Source organism: Sulfurisoma sediminicola (assembly GCF_003865015.1).
GTDB lineage: Bacteria > Pseudomonadota > Gammaproteobacteria > Burkholderiales > Rhodocyclaceae > Sulfurisoma > Sulfurisoma sediminicola.
In genome coordinates this window covers 387,992-405,244 of record NZ_BHVV01000006.1, presented here as the reverse complement: position 1 = coordinate 405,244, position 17,253 = coordinate 387,992, and the positions used below count along the sequence as shown (strand labels likewise).

At 66.3% G+C, this 17,253-nt stretch carries 20 protein-coding genes and 2 riboswitches; all 20 genes read left to right on the top strand.

Translation table 11 applies throughout. From position 1 onward, the window contains the following. Positions 1 to 24: 24 nt before the first annotated feature. The 20 genes from EJE94_RS10825 (at position 25) to EJE94_RS10730 (ending at position 17,250) form a co-directional block, all read left to right on the top strand. Positions 25 to 807, top strand: coding sequence for a proteasome-type protease (locus EJE94_RS10825; protein WP_121241362.1), 783 nt, complete (start codon positions 25 to 27; stop codon positions 805 to 807). 88 nt (positions 808 to 895) lie between these two features. Beyond that, a complete protein-coding gene (locus EJE94_RS10820) occupies positions 896 to 4,198 on the top strand; it encodes a transglutaminase family protein (protein WP_121241360.1) in 3,303 nt (1,100 codons plus the stop codon). A gap of 250 nt (positions 4,199 to 4,448) precedes the next feature. Further along, positions 4,449 to 4,559, top strand: a riboswitch (guanidine-I (ykkC/yxkD leader). Between the two features lie 48 nt (positions 4,560 to 4,607). Further along, positions 4,608 to 5,600 carry an ABC transporter substrate-binding protein gene (locus tag EJE94_RS10815; RefSeq protein ID WP_121241358.1) on the top strand — a complete coding sequence of 331 codons (993 nt, stop codon included), beginning with the start codon at positions 4,608 to 4,610 and terminating at the stop codon, positions 5,598 to 5,600. A gap of 59 nt (positions 5,601 to 5,659) precedes the next feature. Further along, positions 5,660 to 6,676, top strand: coding sequence for a fatty acid desaturase (locus tag EJE94_RS10810; RefSeq protein ID WP_121241356.1), 1,017 nt, complete (start codon positions 5,660 to 5,662; stop codon positions 6,674 to 6,676). Between the two features lie 7 nt (positions 6,677 to 6,683). Then, positions 6,684 to 7,571 (top strand): DMT family transporter, encoded by an 888-nt coding sequence (locus EJE94_RS10805; RefSeq protein ID WP_121241354.1) that lies wholly within the window; start codon positions 6,684 to 6,686, stop codon positions 7,569 to 7,571. Next, positions 7,568 to 8,203: a cysteine hydrolase family protein gene (locus EJE94_RS10800; protein WP_121241352.1), complete on the top strand. Its 636-nt coding sequence runs from the start codon at positions 7,568 to 7,570 to the stop codon at positions 8,201 to 8,203. Before EJE94_RS10805 ends, EJE94_RS10800 begins: the two co-directional genes overlap by 4 nt. Beyond that, positions 8,200 to 8,985 (top strand): N-acyl homoserine lactonase family protein, encoded by a 786-nt coding sequence (locus tag EJE94_RS10795; protein WP_121241350.1) that lies wholly within the window; start codon positions 8,200 to 8,202, stop codon positions 8,983 to 8,985. Before EJE94_RS10800 ends, EJE94_RS10795 begins: the two co-directional genes overlap by 4 nt. A 99-nt stretch (positions 8,986 to 9,084) precedes the next feature. Continuing rightward, positions 9,085 to 9,357, top strand: a complete 273-nt coding sequence (locus tag EJE94_RS10790; RefSeq protein WP_121241348.1) for a type II toxin-antitoxin system prevent-host-death family antitoxin — start codon at positions 9,085 to 9,087, stop codon at positions 9,355 to 9,357. Next, complete coding sequence (locus tag EJE94_RS10785) at positions 9,357 to 9,764, top strand: type II toxin-antitoxin system VapC family toxin (RefSeq protein ID WP_121241346.1); 408 nt, start codon at positions 9,357 to 9,359, stop codon at positions 9,762 to 9,764. Before EJE94_RS10790 ends, EJE94_RS10785 begins: the two co-directional genes overlap by 1 nt. A gap of 56 nt (positions 9,765 to 9,820) precedes the next feature. After that, complete coding sequence (locus EJE94_RS10780) at positions 9,821 to 10,663, top strand: IolE/MocC family protein (RefSeq protein WP_121241343.1); 843 nt, start codon at positions 9,821 to 9,823, stop codon at positions 10,661 to 10,663. A gap of 167 nt (positions 10,664 to 10,830) precedes the next feature. After that, entirely contained in the window at positions 10,831 to 11,106 is a 276-nt protein-coding gene (locus tag EJE94_RS10775) for an AbrB/MazE/SpoVT family DNA-binding domain-containing protein (protein ID WP_121241341.1), read from the top strand. Beyond that, positions 11,103 to 11,498 carry a type II toxin-antitoxin system VapC family toxin gene (locus EJE94_RS10770; protein ID WP_121241339.1) on the top strand — a complete coding sequence of 132 codons (396 nt, stop codon included), beginning with the start codon at positions 11,103 to 11,105 and terminating at the stop codon, positions 11,496 to 11,498. Before EJE94_RS10775 ends, EJE94_RS10770 begins: the two co-directional genes overlap by 4 nt. 31 nt (positions 11,499 to 11,529) lie before the next feature. Then, complete coding sequence (locus EJE94_RS10765) at positions 11,530 to 11,913, top strand: hypothetical protein (RefSeq protein WP_121241337.1); 384 nt, start codon at positions 11,530 to 11,532, stop codon at positions 11,911 to 11,913. A gap of 34 nt (positions 11,914 to 11,947) precedes the next feature. Beyond that, positions 11,948 to 12,133 carry a hypothetical protein gene (locus EJE94_RS10760; RefSeq protein ID WP_121241335.1) on the top strand — a complete coding sequence of 62 codons (186 nt, stop codon included), beginning with the start codon at positions 11,948 to 11,950 and terminating at the stop codon, positions 12,131 to 12,133. A 17-nt stretch (positions 12,134 to 12,150) separates the two neighbouring features. Beyond that, positions 12,151 to 12,498 carry a hypothetical protein gene (locus tag EJE94_RS10755; RefSeq protein ID WP_121241333.1) on the top strand — a complete coding sequence of 116 codons (348 nt, stop codon included), beginning with the start codon at positions 12,151 to 12,153 and terminating at the stop codon, positions 12,496 to 12,498. A 10-nt stretch (positions 12,499 to 12,508) separates the two neighbouring features. Further along, positions 12,509 to 13,033 carry a hypothetical protein gene (locus EJE94_RS10750; RefSeq protein ID WP_121241331.1) on the top strand — a complete coding sequence of 175 codons (525 nt, stop codon included), beginning with the start codon at positions 12,509 to 12,511 and terminating at the stop codon, positions 13,031 to 13,033. A gap of 417 nt (positions 13,034 to 13,450) precedes the next feature. Then, positions 13,451 to 14,320: a hypothetical protein gene (locus EJE94_RS10745; protein ID WP_124962452.1), complete on the top strand. Its 870-nt coding sequence runs from the start codon at positions 13,451 to 13,453 to the stop codon at positions 14,318 to 14,320. A gap of 402 nt (positions 14,321 to 14,722) precedes the next feature. Further along, positions 14,723 to 14,826: riboswitch (guanidine-I (ykkC/yxkD leader) on the top strand. Positions 14,827 to 14,873: 47 nt separating this feature from the next. Beyond that, on the top strand, positions 14,874 to 15,686 hold the full coding sequence (locus tag EJE94_RS10740; RefSeq protein WP_121241329.1) for an ABC transporter permease: 813 nt from the start codon (positions 14,874 to 14,876) through the stop codon (positions 15,684 to 15,686). After that, a complete protein-coding gene (locus EJE94_RS10735; RefSeq protein ID WP_121241327.1) occupies positions 15,683 to 16,516 on the top strand; it encodes an ABC transporter ATP-binding protein in 834 nt (277 codons plus the stop codon). The genes EJE94_RS10740 and EJE94_RS10735 overlap by 4 nt, the downstream gene beginning before the upstream one ends. Next, positions 16,513 to 17,250 carry an urea amidolyase associated protein UAAP1 gene (locus tag EJE94_RS10730; RefSeq protein WP_121241325.1) on the top strand — a complete coding sequence of 246 codons (738 nt, stop codon included), beginning with the start codon at positions 16,513 to 16,515 and terminating at the stop codon, positions 17,248 to 17,250. The genes EJE94_RS10735 and EJE94_RS10730 overlap by 4 nt, the downstream gene beginning before the upstream one ends. The last annotated feature ends 3 nt before the right edge of the window (positions 17,251 to 17,253 follow it).

Sequence of the window (17,253 nt, the reverse complement as noted above, 5' to 3'; positions counted from 1 at the left end):
GGCCGAATTCATCCCTGCCTGCCCATGACCTACTGCCTCGCCATCAACGTCAACGACGGCCTCGTGCTCTGTTCCGATTCGCGCACCAATGCGGGCACGGACAACGTCAGCGTCTATTCCAAGATGCACACCTTCATCTGGCCGGGCCAGCGCTTCTTCGTGCTGCTCTCCGCCGGCAACCTGGCGACCACCCAGGCCGTCGTCAAGAAACTCAACAACGACATCCCCGCCGGGCTGGCGCCCAACCTGCTGACGGTCAACAGCATGCAGGAAGCGGCCGACTATCTCGGCGTCGTCAGCACCCAGGTGCAGAAGCTGCACACCAGCCGGGACACGGCCACCACCAGCTTCGAGGCGACCTTCGTCTTCGGCGGCCAGATCGCCGGCCAGGCGCCGGAGATGTTCATGGTCTATCCGCAGGGCAACTACATCCACGAGTCGCGCGAGCATCCCTTCCTGCAGATCGGCGAGATCAAGTACGGCAAGCCGATACTCGACCGGGTCGTCAAGCGCGACGTGTCCCTCGAACGTGCGGCGCGTTGCGCCCTGGTGTCGATGAATTCGACCATCCGCAGCAATGTCACCGTCGGACCGCCGGTGGAACTGCTGATCTACGAGCGCGACAGCCTCGGGGAAGGCCGGCGCATCTATTTCAGCGAGGACGACCCCTACGCGCGGCAATTGTCCGAGCGCTGGAACGAGGGACTGATGAAGGCCCTGCAGGACCTGCCCCCCTTCCCCTGGGAAACGGAAACGAAGACGGCCGAAGACGACGGCCGGGTCCTGAACTTCCCCAGCAACGCCTGACGTTCGGATTGGCGGCACGCGCCGCCGATCAACGGGCATGGTCGTTGCATGAGGTTTGTCCAGTCTCCGCGAGAACTGGCAGAAACCCATGTCCATCCACGTTGCCATCAGGCACACCACCCGCTACCGCTTCGACCGTCCGGTTGAACTGAGCCCCCACGTGGTGCGCCTGCGGCCCGCGGCGCACAGCCGCACGCCCATCGTCAGCTACAGCCTGAAAGTCCGCCCCGAGAAGCACTTCATCAACTGGCAGCAGGATCCCTTCGGCAACTACCTGGCGCGACTGGTCTTTCCCGAAAAGACCGGCGAGCTGCTGATCGACGTGGAGGTCATCGCCGACCTGACGGTGATCAATCCCTTCGACTTTTTCATCGAGGACGCCGCCCAGCATTGGCCTTTCGCCTACGACCGCGCCCTGGCGCGGGACCTGGCGCCCTATTTCGAGGCCGAGGCGCCGGGGCCGCTGCTCGAAGCTTTCCTCGCCGGCATACCACGCGAACCGCAGCCGACCATCGACTTCCTGGTGGCCCTGAACCAGCGGCTGCAGGCGGCGATCGGCTACACCGTGCGGCTGGAACCGGGCGTGCAGAGTTGCGAGGAAACGCTGGGCCGCGCCATCGGCTCCTGCCGCGACACCGGCTGGCTGCTGGTGCAGGTCCTGCGGCACCTGGGCCTGGCGGCGCGCTTCGTCTCGGGCTACCTGGTGCAACTCACGGCCGACGAGAAATCGCTGGACGGGCCGTCGGGGCCTGAACACGACTTCACCGATCTCCACGCCTGGGCCGAGGTCTACGTTCCGGGCGCCGGCTGGATCGGCCTCGATCCGACCTCGGGGCTCTTCGCCGGCGAGGGGCACATTCCGCTCGCCTGCACTCCCCATCCGTCCAGTGCGGCCCCCATCGAGGGCCTCACCGATCCCTGCGAGGTCGATTTCAGCTTCAGCAATACGGTGACCCGATTCAAGGAGGATCCGCGCGTCACCAAGCCCTACACCGACGCGCAATGGGAGCGCATCCGCGCACTCGGCCGCCACGTCGACGCGCGGCTGCAGGCAATGGACGTGCGGCTGACCCAGGGCGGCGAGCCGACCTTCGTCTCGGTCGACGACATGGACGCGCCGGAATGGACCACGGCCGCGCTGGGCAAGAAAAAGCGCGAGCTGGCCGAAGTCCTGGCGCGCCGCCTCAAGGCGCGCTTCGCCCCCGGGGCCCTGCTGCACATGGCGCAGGGCAAGTGGTATCCGGGCGAGCCCCTGCCCCGCTGGGCGCTGGGCATCTTCTGGCGCAAGGACGGCGTGCCGGTCTGGCGCGACGAAAAGCTGCTGGCGGATCCCTGCCGCGACTATGGCCACGGCGCCGTGGAGGCGCGGCGCTTCGCCGAGACTCTGGCGCGCCACCTCGGACTGGCCGGAAGCTGCGTGCAACCGGCCTTCGAGGATGGACTCCACTACTTGCAGCAGGAAGCCGAAATGCCGGCCAACCTCGATGCCGCGCACGCCGACCTGAAGTCGCCGGCGGAACGCCGCCGCCTCGCCGCGGTGCTGTCGCGCGGCCTCGACAGCCCGGTCGGCTACCTGCTGCCGCTGGGATGGAGCTGGAACGCCGCAGGCTGGTATTCCGTACCCTGGGAATTCCGCCGCGGCCAGCTCTACCTGGTACCGGGCGATTCGCCGATGGGCCTGCGCCTGCCGCTGGCCTCGCTGCCCTGGGTGCCCGAAGACGAAGTGGAACACGAGAGCGAGGCCGACCCGTTCGCGCCGCACCTGCCGCTGGCGGATTTCCACGGCGAGGTCGCCGCCCGCTTCAGCCGCATCGATGGCGAGACCCAAGCGCACCCGGAAATCAACCCGCAGCCGCCGGGCGACAGCGCCGGGAAAAAACTCCAGGTGCCGCACACCGCCCTCTGCGTCGAGGCACGCGGCGGCTGCCTGCATGTCTTCCTGCCGCCGATGCAGCGCCTCGAGCATGCGCTGGAGCTGATCGCCGCCATCGAGCACACGGCCGCGGCACTCTATCTGCCCGTGGCCGTCGAGGGCTACCCCCCGCCGGGCGATGGTCGCCTGCAGAAGCTGCTGGTGACCCCGGATCCCGGCGTCATCGAGGTGAACGTGCAGCCGGCGGCAAGCTGGGAAGAACTCGAAACCATCGCGACGACGCTGTACGAAGAGGCACGGCTGTCGCGCCTAGGCACGGAAAAGTTCATGCTCGACGGCCGCCACAGCGGCACCGGCGGCGGCAACCATGTCACGCTCGGCGCCGCCAGACCGGCCGACAGCCCCTTCCTGCGGCGTCCGGACCTGCTGCGCAGCATCGTCACCTACTGGCAGCACCACCCGAGCCTGTCCTACCTCTTCAGCGGCATGTTCATCGGCCCGACCAGCCAGGCGCCGCGCGTGGACGAGGGGCGCGCCGAGACGCTGTATGAACTGGAAATCGCCTTCCAGCAGGTGCCCGCCGGGGAGACGCCGCAGCCGTGGCTGGTCGATCGCCTGTTCCGCCACCTGCTCGCCGACATCACCGGCAACACCCACCGCTCCGAGTTCTGCATCGACAAGCTCTACTCGCCCGACAGCGCGTCGGGACGCCAGGGCCTGCTCGAGTTTCGCGGCTTCGAGATGCCGCCGCACGCGCGCATGAGCCTGGCGCAGATGCTGCTGCTGCGGGCGCTGGTGGCACGGTTCTGGGAGACGCCCTATGCCAAACCGCTGGTGCGCTGGGGCACGGCGCTGCACGACCGCTGGATGCTGCCGCACCATCTCTGGACCGACCTCAAGGACGTGGTCGGCGAGTTGGCCGGCGCGGGCTATGCCTTCGAGGCAGAATGGTTCGCGCCCTTCCTCGAATTCCGCTTTCCGCGCTACGGCAGCCTGCAACTGGGCGACATCGAAATCGAGGTGCGCGGCGCCATCGAACCCTGGCACGTGCTGGGCGAGGAGGTGACCGGTCTGGGTACGGCACGCTTCGTCGACTCGTCGGTGGAGCGGGTGCAGGTCAAGGCGACGGGACTCAGCGACGGCCGCTACGCACTCGCCTGCAACGGCCGCCGCGTGCCCTTGCGCAACACCGGCGTGCATGGCGAGTACGTCGCCGGCGTGCGCTACCGCGCCTGGCAGCCGCCCTCGGGCCTGCATCCGACCATCGGCGTGCATTCGCCGCTGGTGTTCGACCTGTTCGACCTGTGGAATGGCCGCGCCGTCGGCGGCTGCACCTACCACGTGATGCACCCGGGCGGACGCAATTACGACACCTTCCCGGTGAATGCCTGGGAGGCGGAGGCACGCCGCCACATCCGCTTCCACGCCAGCGGCCACACGCCCGGCGACTATTCGCTACCGGCGGAGGAAATGCCGGGGGAATACCCGCATACCCTGGACCTGCGGCGCAGACCCTGACCCGGCAATCGATTGTCAGCGGCTGAACGACATCATCCGCTTCAACGTCGACAAGGGGATGCTGGCGCAGCGCTGAACCAGTCCGCTCGAACGCCCGGGATGCACCAAGGTCGTGCCGCGGACTCGCCGGATGAACCGCGGCGGTGCGCCGGCTGAGCCCCGGCGCCCGGTTTCACACGCAGACACCGCCGCCTGCTGCATGGCACAAGCATTGCTAAGAGGTAGCCAGGGGGCGATCGCCATCGCTGCTCGAAAGTGTCGCTAGGGTTCCGGTCCGCCATCTCGTTCGGCGGATGCCTGGTCCGAGAGCGACCGGCTCCGCGAGCGCGGAGCTACACGGAGGGACAAAAGCCCGGGAGGACGCGCTGACACCGCCCCTCCGCCTTTCACCCTGCCAAGGAGCCTCACCATGCAAAGCTCGTCCCTTCTCCGCAAAGCCCGCATCCTCGCCGTTGGCATCGCCGGCGCCCTCGCCGTCGCCGGCGCGCAGGCCGCCACCACCATGAAGATCGGCCTCACCACCTGGATCGGCTACTCGCCGTTCTACGTCGCCGACGCGCTCGACCTCTACAAGAAGCACGGGCTCAAGGTCACGCTGCAGACCTTCCCCGATCCGGCCGCCCTGCCCTCGGCGATGTCCGGCGGTGCCGTCGACGGCGCACTGATGACCTACGACCAGGTGATCGGCGCCGCCGGCCAGGGCCAGGTCTTCAAGGTCGTGCTGCCGGTCGACTACTCCAACGGCGGCGACGCCGTGCTGGCCGCCAAGCCGATCGCCAAGATCACCGACCTCAAGGGCAAGAAGGTCGCCTACGCCCCGCTGTCGCCCTCCGACTTCCTCATCTCCTACGCCCTCAAGGCCAACGGCATGAGCGTCAAGGACATCAGCCCGGTCAACATGACCCCCGAGGCGATTCCCGCGGCGATGGCCTCCGGCGCCGTGCCCGTCGGCGTCACCTACGAGCCCAACGTCTCGCAGATCCTCACCGCCGGCAAGGACAAGATCAAGGTCATCTACTCGTCCAAGGAAGCGCCGGGCCTGATCGCCGACGTGCTCGCCTTCGACGACAAGAAGATCGCCAAGAACGGCAAGGAGATCCAGGCCATCGTCAGCGTCTACCTCGAAGCGCTCAAGTTCATGAAGGACAAGCCGGCCGAAGCCGCCAAGCTCATCGGCAAGGCCGTCGGCGTCTCCGAGAAGGAAGTCGGCGAGCAGCTCTCCGGCGTCTACAACATCCCGCAGGCCGAGATGCTGAAGCCCTATGCCAAGGCCAAGGAAACCACCTCCTACTACACCAGCGGCGCGATCATCAACGAGATCCTGGTGAAGAGCGGCCAGATCAAGAAGCCGGTCGACATCGCCACCACCCTCGACGACCGCTTCGTCAAGGCCATCAAGTAATCCATGCAAAAAGTCGGCGCCGGCGACACGCCGGCGCCGGCCTTCTTCCTGCCGCTGCCATGAAACCCGGCATCTTCCGCCTCATTTTTCGACACGCCGACGGCGCCCTGCCCAACGTGCTGGCGCTGGCCTACGCCCTCGCCGGCTACGGCATCGGCCTGTGGCTGATGGCGACCGCGCCGCTGCCGCTCGCGCTCGCCGCCACCTTGTGGTTCGCCCACGCGCTGATCATCGCCGCCTACCTCTTCCACGAATTCGCCCACAACAGCATCTTCGCCCGCCCGGCCTGGAACCGCCGCGCCGGCATTTTCATGACTTGGCTCACCGGCGGCTGCTACGCCCGCTACGAGCACCTGCGCCTGAAGCACATGCGCCACCACGTCGACCGCGCCGACGTCATCAGCCTCGACGTCAAGGCCTGGCTGCTGGCCGGCCCCGCCTGGCGCCGGCAACTGGTGCTCGCGCTCGAATGGGCCTACGTCCCCGCCGTCGACCTGCTGATGCACGCCTGGGTCATGCTGCTGCCCTTCATGCGCGCGGAGCGCCGCGCCGAGCGCCCGCGCCTGCTCGCCATCCTCGCCGTGCGCGGCACGGCCTTCGCCCTGCTCGCCGGGTTCGCGCCGCAAGGCGCCGCGCTCTACGTCGCGGCCTACCTGGTCATGGTCACCGTGCTGCGCTTCGCCGACTGCTACCAGCACACCTACGACGCCTTCGCCATTCTCGACAAGGACAAGGTACCGCAGGACAAGCTGCGCGACGCCGCCTACGAGCAGGCCAACACCTATTCCAACCTCGTCTCGGTGCGGCTGCCCGCGCTCAACCTGCTGCTGCTCAACTTCGCCTACCACAACGCCCACCACGAGGAACCCGCCGTGCCCTGGCACCGGCTGCCCGCGCTGCACCGGCGGCTCTACGGCTCGACCTGCGCGCAGGCCATCCCCATGGCGAAGCTGCTCGCGCCCTTCCATCGTCACCGTACGGGCCGCGTGCTGTCCGAGGACTACGGCGTGGTCGATGCCGGCAACCCCGCCGCCTTCAAGGGCGCGGTCGCCGTGTCCTTCCTCACCGCGGTCTAGCATCGCCATGCCCATCGCCGTGCTGCTCGCCGGCTCCGTGCTCTGGGGCCTGTTCTGGTGGCCGCTCAAGGCGCTGGCCGGCGCCGGCGTGGCCGGCAGCTTCGTGCAGCTCGTCGCCTACGCCCTGCCGGCGCTGGTCCTCGCGCCCTGGGCCTGGGCCAGCCGCGCGGCCTGGCAGAACCGCCTCGGCCTGCTCGCCCTCATCGCCCTGCTCGGCGGCTGGGCCAACGCCTCCTTCGCCAGCGCGCTCACCCACGGCAACGTGGTGCGCGTGATGCTGCTGTTCTACCTCGCGCCGGTGTGGACCATCCTCGCCGCGCGCATGGTGCTGGCCGAACCGATCACCCAGCTGCGCCTGGCCTCGCTGGCGCTGGCGATGGCCGGCCTGGCCTTCACCCTCGGCGGCCCGCAGCTCTTCGCGGCGCCGCTCGGCGCCATCGACCTGCTCGCGCTCTCCTCGGGACTGGCCTTCGCGCTGACCAACATCGCGATCCGCGCGGCGCACGACCCGGGCGGCGGCGGCGCCCTGCCCGAGATCGTCCGCTCGGTCGCCGTCTTCGCCGGCTGCGCCCTGCTCTCGGCCGGCTTCATGCTCGTCCGCGACGAAGGGCCGCCCGCGCCCGCCGCGGCGACGCTGCTGGCGCTGGCCGCGCTCGGCCTGTTCTGGGTGCTGCCCGGCATGCTCGCCACCTACTACGGCGTCGCGCGGCTCGAGGCCGGCAAGGCCGCGATCCTGCTGCTCGCCGAGCTGGTGGTCGGCGTGGTCTCGGCGGTGCTCATCGGCGGCGAACACCTCGGCCTCAAGGAAGCCGTCGGCGGCACGCTGATCCTCGCCGCCGCCGTGCTCGAGGCACGCAGCGAAGACGCGCCCGCAAGTCAGGAAGCGCCGGCATGAAGAGCGCACTCATCGTCATCGACATGCAGCGCGACTTCCTCGACCCGGACGGCTACGCCGCCGCCGCGGGGCTCGACGTCGCCGCGCTGCGCCGCCCCATTCCCGCGATCCGCAACCTGCTGTGGGGTGCGCGCCAGGCCGGGCTACTCGTCGTGCATACCCGCGAGGGCCACCGCCCCGACCTCTCCGACTGCCCCCCGGCGAAGCTCGAGCGCAGCCGCGCCGCCGGCGCCGAGATCGGCACGCGCGGCCCGCTCGGGCGCCTGCTCGTTCGCGGCGAAGCAGGCCACGACATCGTTCCCGAGCTGCAGCCGCTGCCCGGCGAGCCCGTCGTCGACAAGCCCGGCTACAGCGCCTTTACCAACACCGACCTCGAAGGCATCCTGAGAAACCGCGGCATCGAGCAACTGATCGTCTGCGGCGTCACCACCGAGGTCTGCGTCCATTCCACGCTGCGCGAGGCGATAGACCGCGGCTACCGCTGCGTCCTCGTCGGCGACGCCTGCGCCTCGGCAGACACCGAACTGCACGCCGCCGCGCTGCGCATGGTCGGCGTCGAGGGCGGCATCTTCGGCCAGTTGCTCGACACGGAAGCCGCGCTAGCGCTGATCGAAACGGCGGCCGCGCCATGACCGATGTGCTGCGCCTGTGGCCGCTGCTCACCGCCACCCACCGCTACGACAAGTCGCTGTCGACGCGCCACCGCGGCCATGGCACCACCATCGAGGCGCCGATCCTCGCCTACCTGATCGAGACGAAGAACGGCCGCATCCTCTACGACGTCGGCTGCGACTACGCCAAGATCGCCGACCCGGCGCAGTGCGCCCGCTACTACGACCCCGAGGTCTTCCCCTTCGGCCCGCCCGAGATGCGCGAGGAAGACCGCCTGCCCCATCACCTCGCCCGCCTCGGCCTCGCGCCGGCCGACGTCGACCTCGTCTTCATCGGTCACCTGCACTTCGACCATGCGGGCGGCCTCTGCGATGTCTGCGGCGCCGAGATCCACATCCAGCAGGACGAGCTCGACGCCGCGCGCTCGGGCGAGGACGTCGCCTACTTCCCCGCGGATTTCGCCGGCGACTATCGCTGGAAAGTGCAGCAGGGCGAATACGACCTCGCCCCCGGCGTGCGCGCCATCGCCAGCCCCGGCCACACGGCCGGCCACATGTCGCTGCTGATCGAACTGCCCAAGGGCCCGCCGGTCATCCTCTGCGGCGACGCCGCCGACCTGCAGGAGAACCTCGACGACGAAGTCGCCCCCGGCCTGTGCTGGCAGGAGCGCGAACACCAGGCGCTCGCCAGCATCCGCAAGCTCAAGCGGCTCGCCGCCGAGGAAGGAGCGCAGCTCTGGCCCAACCACGACATCTCGTTTTATCGCACGCTCGTGGCCCAAGGGTTTCGGGCCGTCGAGTAGCCCCAGGTTCGCGACCATGTTGTCACCGAATCGCCTTGACACCCCCACTGACTGACCAGATAATCTGACTAGTTTGAAACGGAATCAGGAGGCGATGCCATGCCCAAGACCCAGTGGCGATTGCAGGACGCAAAAGCGAAGTTCAGCGAGGTCGTCGAGTCGGCCATACAAGGCGAGCCCCAACACGTAACCCGCAGGGGTCGTGAAGCCGTGGTCGTGCTGTCCGAGGCCAGCTATCGCGCGCTGCGCGCAGGAGCGCAGGCGGAAGCACCCGGTTTCGTGGCCCATCTGCTTGCCATCCCCAAAGGTGGCGAAGCGCCCGGAACGGCCCCTGAGCCCGGCCGCATCGCCCTGCGCGAGGTCGACTTGTGATGTTCCTGCTCGACACCGTCGTCATCTCCGAGTTGCGCAAGGCAAGGCCGGACCCCGGCGCGGTGCGGTGGATATCGAAGCAGCAGGACGACCAACTGTTTCTGAGCGTGGTGACGCTCGGCGAAATCGAGCGCGGCATCGAAAAGCGGCGCAAGGGCGATCCCGAATTCGCCGACACCCTGGCGGCATGGCTGGAGAACCTGACGCGCCTCTACGCGGATCGTCTCCTGCCGGTCACGCCCGCCATCGCGCGCCGCTGGGGGCGCCTGTCAGCCCGCCTGAACCACGATGGCGCCGACCTGTTGATCGCGGCGACGGCGCTGGTCCATGGCCTGACCGTCGTTACGCGAAACACGGGCCATTTCGACCCCACCGGGGTCGCCGTGATCAATCCGTTCTCGCGGTAACGACCCGTCGCGCAAGCACGGCATCGGCACGATCCCGCCAACAGCCCCTTCGACTGATGCGGCTCGACATCTTCAAGACCCTCTGGGGCCACCAAGGCAGTTACGCCGAGGCCGCCGCGCAGGCGCACGAAGCGGGCTTCGCCGGTCTCGAAGCCACGCTGCCTGCCGAGCCGGCCAAACAGCGCGAACTCGCCGCCTCCTTGCGCGATGCCGGCCTCGACTACATCGGCGAGGTCTACACCGGCGGCTGGTACGTCCCCGACCGCCGCGCGCCACCCGAGCGCCACCTCGCCGACATCGCCGCCGCGCTGGCCGCCGCCGACGAACTCGCGCCGCGTTTCGTCACCGCCATCGCCGGCTGCGACGCCTGGCCGCTGGACACCTCGCTGTGCTTCTTCGAGGACGCGCTGAGACTCGCCGAAAAGTCCGGCCACGCGCTGGTCTTCGAGACCCACCGCAGCCGCACCCTGTTCAATCCCTGGGTCGCTGTCGAGGTGCTGCGCCGCCTGCCGGAACTGCGCCTCACCGCCGACTTCAGCCACTGGTTCGTCGTCTGCGAGCGCGCGCTCGACGACGAGCCCGACGCCATGGATTTCATCGCCTCGCGCGTGCATCACATCCACGCCCGCGTCGGCTACGACCAGGGCCCGCAGGTGCCCCACCCCGCCGCGCCCGAATACGCGCGCTGGCTCGAAGCGCACCAGCGCCTGTGGCAATCGATCTGGCAAAGCCAGCGCAGCCGCGGCTACGCGACCACGACCCTCACGCCGGAATTCGGCCCCGACGGCTACCTGCACGAGCATCCCTACACCCGCGAGCCGGTGGCCGACCTATGGGAAATCAACAGATGGATGGGGAACACGGAGCGCGAACACTTCGCGCGCTGGCAGGGCGCCTGAAAAGTCGGCGCTGGCAGGACGCCGAGCAGGAAGCCTGCCCCCCTGCGCGCTCAGCCGTGCAGCATCTCCTGCAACACGACCGACGCGCGGTCCCATCGACATGCTTGCCATAACCCGCAGACACGCCGATAATTAGACTTACTTTTTGTCTTACCCCGGAGGTTTCCATGGCTATCGCGACCATCACGCTTTCCAGCAAGGGCCAAGTCGTGATCCCGAAAGAAATTCGGGACGAACTGCATTGGGACGCCGGAACGCAGATCGCCCTGGTTTCCAGCGCGTCCGGCGTCACGCTCAAGGCCGTATCGAAGAAAACCGGGCGAAAGCTGACGGACCTGATCGGTCTCTTCAAACATGAGGGGCCGCCCCTGTCCATCGAAGATCTCTGCCAGCCCGTCGATTACAGCGAGGACGGGGAAGCATCAGAGAGCGCCGACCGATGATTGCGCTGGACACCAACATGCTGGTGCTCGCACTGGTCGCCGACCACCCCGACCAGGTCGCCGTGGTGCGCCAACTGATTGCCGGCGACACCGTTTTTGTTCCGCGCACCGTACTGCTGGAAACCGAATGGGTGCTGCGCGCACGCTACAAGAGAACGCCGACCGAACTACTGAATTTTTTCCACGCGCTGCTGGAAACCGACGACACCGTGATCGAGGCTGCCGAGGAAATCCGCCTGGCGCTCGACTGGTATGCGCTGGGCGCGGATTTCGCCGACGCGCTGCATCTCGCCGCCTGCGGCAGTGCCGTCATGCACACATTCGACCGCAACTTCTGCACGGCGGCGCGCGCCGCGGGTATCGCGCCCGAGGTGCGGATATGGGAAGTTTGAATCGCTGCCCCGCCAGCGGGGTCGACGCGCCATGAAAACACTGTTCTCCCTGATCGAATCCCCGTTCCACCCGAACCTCACCGCCCTGTACCAGCGGCTGGGCATCGCGGTGGAATTTTTCGACACCGCGCGCAAGCTGCACAAGGCAATGCAGCAGCAGGCGCCGGACTATTTCGTCGGCGATTTCATCTACGGCTGGGCCAACAACTACGCCGGGACGAATCTGTGCAATCTCGATGTCACGCTCTCGACCCTTCAACGCTTCGCGCCGGAAGCGAAAGTCATCGTGTTCGCGCATCCCCGTGACGAAGCGCACGTCGGCAAGCTGGCGGCGCTGTTCCCCATCCATGCCGTCTTGAAGTACCCGGTAACGGAGCAGGAGATGCAGGTGGCGTTGCAGGGCGAGGCGGAATAGGTGCAGAAATGAGCTGCTGGAAGAAGAGTTCTCCATGTTCGTCGCCGATCTGGCCACCAATCCCTACTTCACCACCCATGATTTCAGAGCCGTGCCCCAGCGCTACCGCACGCTCGTCCCCGAATACGGCAAGGACAGACGACACCGATACCAAACACCGCACCCCCCCGGTGCGGTTTCAGCAACACCGATCGGTGTGCTACACTTATCTATGTGTTAATTCCATGGAGGCAGGAAATGGCAAGCACCGTCAATTTCACCGGCGCGGTTGATCGCGATCTGCTCAAGCGCGCCAAAATCATTGCCGCCAAGACCGACACCTCGGTCAATGCGCTCTTCAACGCCGAGCTTCGCCATCTTGTCGAAACCTTCGAGGCGGCCGAAGCGACGGGCAACCAGAATTACCGGCGGCTGCTCGACTTTTCGCTGGGGCGGCTCGCGGGCGACGAAGCCATGCGCGCGCTGGGAATCGACAGCGAGGAAGACCTCTTCCTGTTGATGGCGCAAGCCCACCTGCCGATGCCGCGATTGCCGGAGGCGGACACGCGCGACATGGTCGATCAACTGAAATCGCTGGCAAGCTGAGCCGCTCGCGATGGCCGCGAACGTTGCTCTGCTGCCCGACGCCGGGCCGCTCATCACGCTGGCCTATGCCGATGCGCTCGACCTGCTGTTCAAGCCCGGCTGGCCGATCGTGCTGGTCGATATGGTGCTGCACGAAGTGACGCGCAACCAGACGCCGACCAGCGAGAAACTGGCGCAGTGGGCCGCCTCCGGCCAGGTATCGGTGCGCACAACCCGCACTTTCCGGCATCACCAGCAAACGCTGGCGGCAGACCCAGCCGCCGCCCGCACCGCCAATCTCGGCGAACTGGCGATCCAGGAAACCATGAACGACTTCGCTCTGGACCAGCCGCGACAAACCGGCGTGTTCCTGTTCGAGGATCACAAAATCGCCCGCGCCAGCTTTTTGCTGCCGGACAACTGCCGCAAGATCAGTACGCGCGCTTATCTGTTGTTTCTGGAGCAGCAAGGCTGGCTTGAGTCCGCCGCGGATATCGAGCGGCGAGCCATCCAGGCCGGGCGCAGCTTTTCGCAGCTGCGGTTCCCGCCCGAGTAATCCGTCTTCAGGAATTCCCATGCTCGACACCGATAAGCTAGGCCAGATAGCAGCAGAGGATCGCGCGCGCCGTGCCTCTCCTACAGGCTTGCTTTTCAGACATGTCAGCAGAAAGCGATGATAAAAATGGGAGCAGGCTGTTCCATAAAGTGGCGATTCATCTCCCGCTTGCTCCGGAACCTTCAAGCTGCCTGCGTCGTGACGACATATGAGTGCGCGACTGATTGATGAATAGTCATTAAGGATTGCCGCAGTAAGGCAAAGGCAATGAAAAACGTCCACTACCCAAAAGTTGCGCCCTTTGGCTACTACGTATATGTGTTCGTCATTGATGGGGTCCCGCGATACATAGGTAAGGGGAAACGTGATCGCTACTGCGAACATGTTCGAGTTGTTCGACGAGGAACTGGGAAGTCAATGTGGTACACGTTCCTAAGGAAGTCGTTATCTGAGGGGCGTGAAATTGTTGTGAAGATTCTCGCTGACGGTCTTACTTCAGAGCAAGCCAAGAATGTAGAAATTGATTTGATTGCACAGCATGGACGCAGAGCTATTGGCGGTGGCACATTGATGAATATTTCAGCCGGTGGCGATGGGATCGATAGCGAAGTTGCAAAGGAAATTCACTCGCGCCCCGGGATGAAGGAAAAAATTGGTCGGGCGATTAGTGCTGCTGCGGCTCGACCAGAGGTTAAACAATTAAGGATACGGTCACTCAAGCAGGCGTACGCAAACCCCGAAGTAATTCGCCGTGTCTCAGATGCGGTTCGTAACGCGCTGCAAAATCCTGAGGTCAAAGAGCGACATTCGACCGGAGTCCACAATTCTTGGGCGAAGCCCGGTGAGCGTGAAAAACGCATTGAGGCGATCCTGCAAGCAAATCAAAATCCAGAAGTTCGCGCGCGGCATGTTGCGGCTAATCGAAAGACTCACGCTGACCCAACTGTGCAGGCAAAGCGTGCCGCAGTTTTTGCGGACCCATTGTTTAGAGAAAGGCACGCGGCGGCAACAAAATCCGCAATGGCCTCACCTGAGATAAAGGAAAAGGTGGCGGCCGGCCTTCTCAAAGCATGGAGTCATCCTGAGTTGCGAAAAAAGGCAAAAGACTCTGCCAGCGTGCGCTTTTCAGTGCAAGCGGAGCGGGATCGTGTAGCTACAAAGACGAAGTTAGCTGCAGCATCGCGGAAGGCATACTGTGCCGAGAAGGGCATCACTAATCCGGGCAAAGGGTATTGCCACATTGACAGAGAAGACTTCAAGCGTTGGCTAGTTGGTAAGAAAAAATAGCGTCGATATTCGTATGGCTTTGGCAAAAAATTGGGTAGCTTTCCATAGCCATGTAGCGGACAGATCGTACGTATTTCGTTCTATGTCAGCAACGTCTTAAGCTGACATACAGCGTGGCCAGATGCTGTGGCAGCTATGGCCGAATTTCTGCCGTGGCGCTGAGCCACTCTGAACTTCGATAACCGACCAATCCGCAGCCAAACCAGAGCGGTGCCCGCTGCCCCACTCTGCCCCGTCGACCACAATGCCCAAACGCACCATGCGCGGGCATCCAACGCCCCACATCGGTGCCTCTTTCCGTCCGACCTCGCATCGCAGCCCGCCGATAGTGCATCGGCTACCGGTTTTCGCATGGCACACCCCTTGCTGTAGGTAGGGCAAGGGAGCGATTGCCATCGCTGCTCGAAGCGCGGCTAGGGTTCCGGCCTCTTTGTCGAGGTGACTGGTCCGAGAGCCGCCGGCCTCGCGAAGGCGCGGCTCCACGGAGGGACAAAAGCCCGGGAGGACGAGGTCGCGCGTCGCTCCCGCTGTTCAACCGATTAGGGAGCCGAAGATGGCCGTACCCCAGCGCAACATGGGCCCCGGATTCTGGGCGATCCGCGCGCCGATCTCTTCCCGCCGCTACTGGCTGCTGGCGCTCGTCGGCCTGCTGCTGCCGCTCGGCCTGTGGTGGGGCGTGGCGGCGCTGGAGCTGATGGACAAGGTCTTCATGCCCTCGCCGGCTGACGTCGCACGGCGACTCGTCACCTGGGCGACGGAGGACGAGCTGCTCGGCGACGTTTCCATCAGCGTCTATCGCGTCGTCGCCGGCTGGGCGCTGTCGGCGGTGATCGCCGTGCCGCTGGGGCTGATGATCGGCACCTGGCGGCCGGTGCAGGCGCTGCTCGAGCCGCTGACCGACTTCATCCGCTACATGCCGGCCGTCGCCTTCATCCCCCTGGTGATGCTGTGGATCGGCATCGAGGAAAGCTCGAAGATCGCCATCATTTTCATCGGCACCTTCTTCCAGATGGTGCTGATGGTGGCCGAGGACGTGCGCCGCGTGCCGGCCGCGCAGGTCGAGGCGGCGCAGACGCTGGGCGCCTCGCGCGGCGAGATCGTCGAGCAGGTGCTGCTGCAGTCGGCCAAGCCGGCCCTGCTCGACACCCTGCGCATCACCATGGGCTGGGCCTGGACCTACCTGGTGGTGGCCGAGCTGGTCGCCGCCAACTCGGGCCTGGGCTACTCCATCCTCAAGGCGCAGCGCTTCATGCAGACCGACAAGATCTTCGCCGGCATTCTGCTGATCGGCGCCATCGGCCTGGTCATCGACCAGCTGTTCCGCGCCATGCACCGCAAGTCCTTCCCCTGGCTGCACTTCAAATGAACGCCAAGATCAGCATCCGCGGCCTGACCAAGACCTTCGGCGAGGGCGCCGCGGCCGTGCAGGCGCTGGCCGGCATCGACCTCGACATCTTCGACAACGAGTTCGTCACCTTCGTCGGCGCCTCGGGCTGCGGCAAGTCCACCCTGCTGCGCACCATCGGCGGCCTCGAATGGCACGACGGCGGCGAGCTTGCGGTCTCGGGCCACTCCGTCGCCGGCCCCGGCGCCGACCGCGCCATGGTCTTCCAGCACTACAGCCTCTATCCATGGCTGTCGGTGATGGACAACATCAAGTGGTGCCGCCGCCTCAAGGTGCACACCGCCGAGCGCACCATGTCCGACGTCGAGGCCGCCAGCGGCCGCGCCGACGCTCTGCTGCGGCTGATGGGCCTGGCCCACGCCGGCGACGCCTACCCCAACCAGCTCTCCGGCGGCATGCAGCAGCGCGTGGCCATCGCCCGCGCGCTGATGCCCAAGCCCGAGATCCTGCTGATGGACGAGCCCTTCGGCGCGCTCGACGCGCAGACGCGCGAGGTGATGCACGACCTGATCCGCCACGTGCACAAGATCGAGAAGACCACCATCGCCTTCGTCACCCACGACGTCGAGGAAGCGATCTACCTCGGCAACCGCGTCGTGCTGATGGCGCCGCGGCCCGGCCGCATCGCGCAGATCTACGACGTGCCGCTGCCGGCCCAGCGCGACCAGGACATGAAGCACGCGCCCGAGTTCCTCGCCCTCAAGAAGGAAATCCTCGCCCGCATCCGCGAGACCTCGGGCATGAAGACCGATTTCGAACTCCTCGAAAAACTCAACCAGCCGACATCATGAACGCACCCGACATTTCATCCGACCGCCTGCGCTGGGAGCACACCGTTCCCGCCGGCACCCACTGGTCCGGCCTGATTCGCCGCGGCATGGCGCTGCGCATCGTCGACATCGAAGGCGGCGCCAACGCCTCGCTGCTGTTCTTCAACCCCGAGGACAAGCTCGAGCGCTACAACATGCCCGACACGCTCAAGGCCCAGCACACCGCCTTCCTCACGCGCGGCCACTGCCTCTACTCCGACATGGGGCGCATCTTCTGCTCCATCACCGCGGACACGGTCGGCTGGCACGACCCGCTCTGCGGCGTCTCCGACGCGGCGCTCGCCGCGGAAAAGTACGGCCTCGCCCCCTATGGCGCGAAGCGCAACGAGATGATCCGCAACGGCCGCGACTCGCTGCTGGTCGAGCTGGGCAAATACGGGCTGGGCAAGCGCGACCTCGGGCCGACGGTGAACCTGTTCAGCAAGGTCACGGCGGACGAGGCCGACGGCGCCCTGCACTTCCACGCCGGCCATTCGCCGGCCGGCGGCACGGTGGACCTGCGCTTCGAGATGAATACCCTCGTCGCACTCTCCACCGCGCCGCACCCGCTCGACCCCAATCCGGACTACGCGCCCCGGCCGGTCAGGCTCATCGCCTGGCACGCCGACGCGCCGGCGGCCGACGACACCTGCCGCAACTTCCGCCCCGAGAACGGGCGCGGCTTCGAGAACACCGAACGCTACAACGCCTGCTAGGAG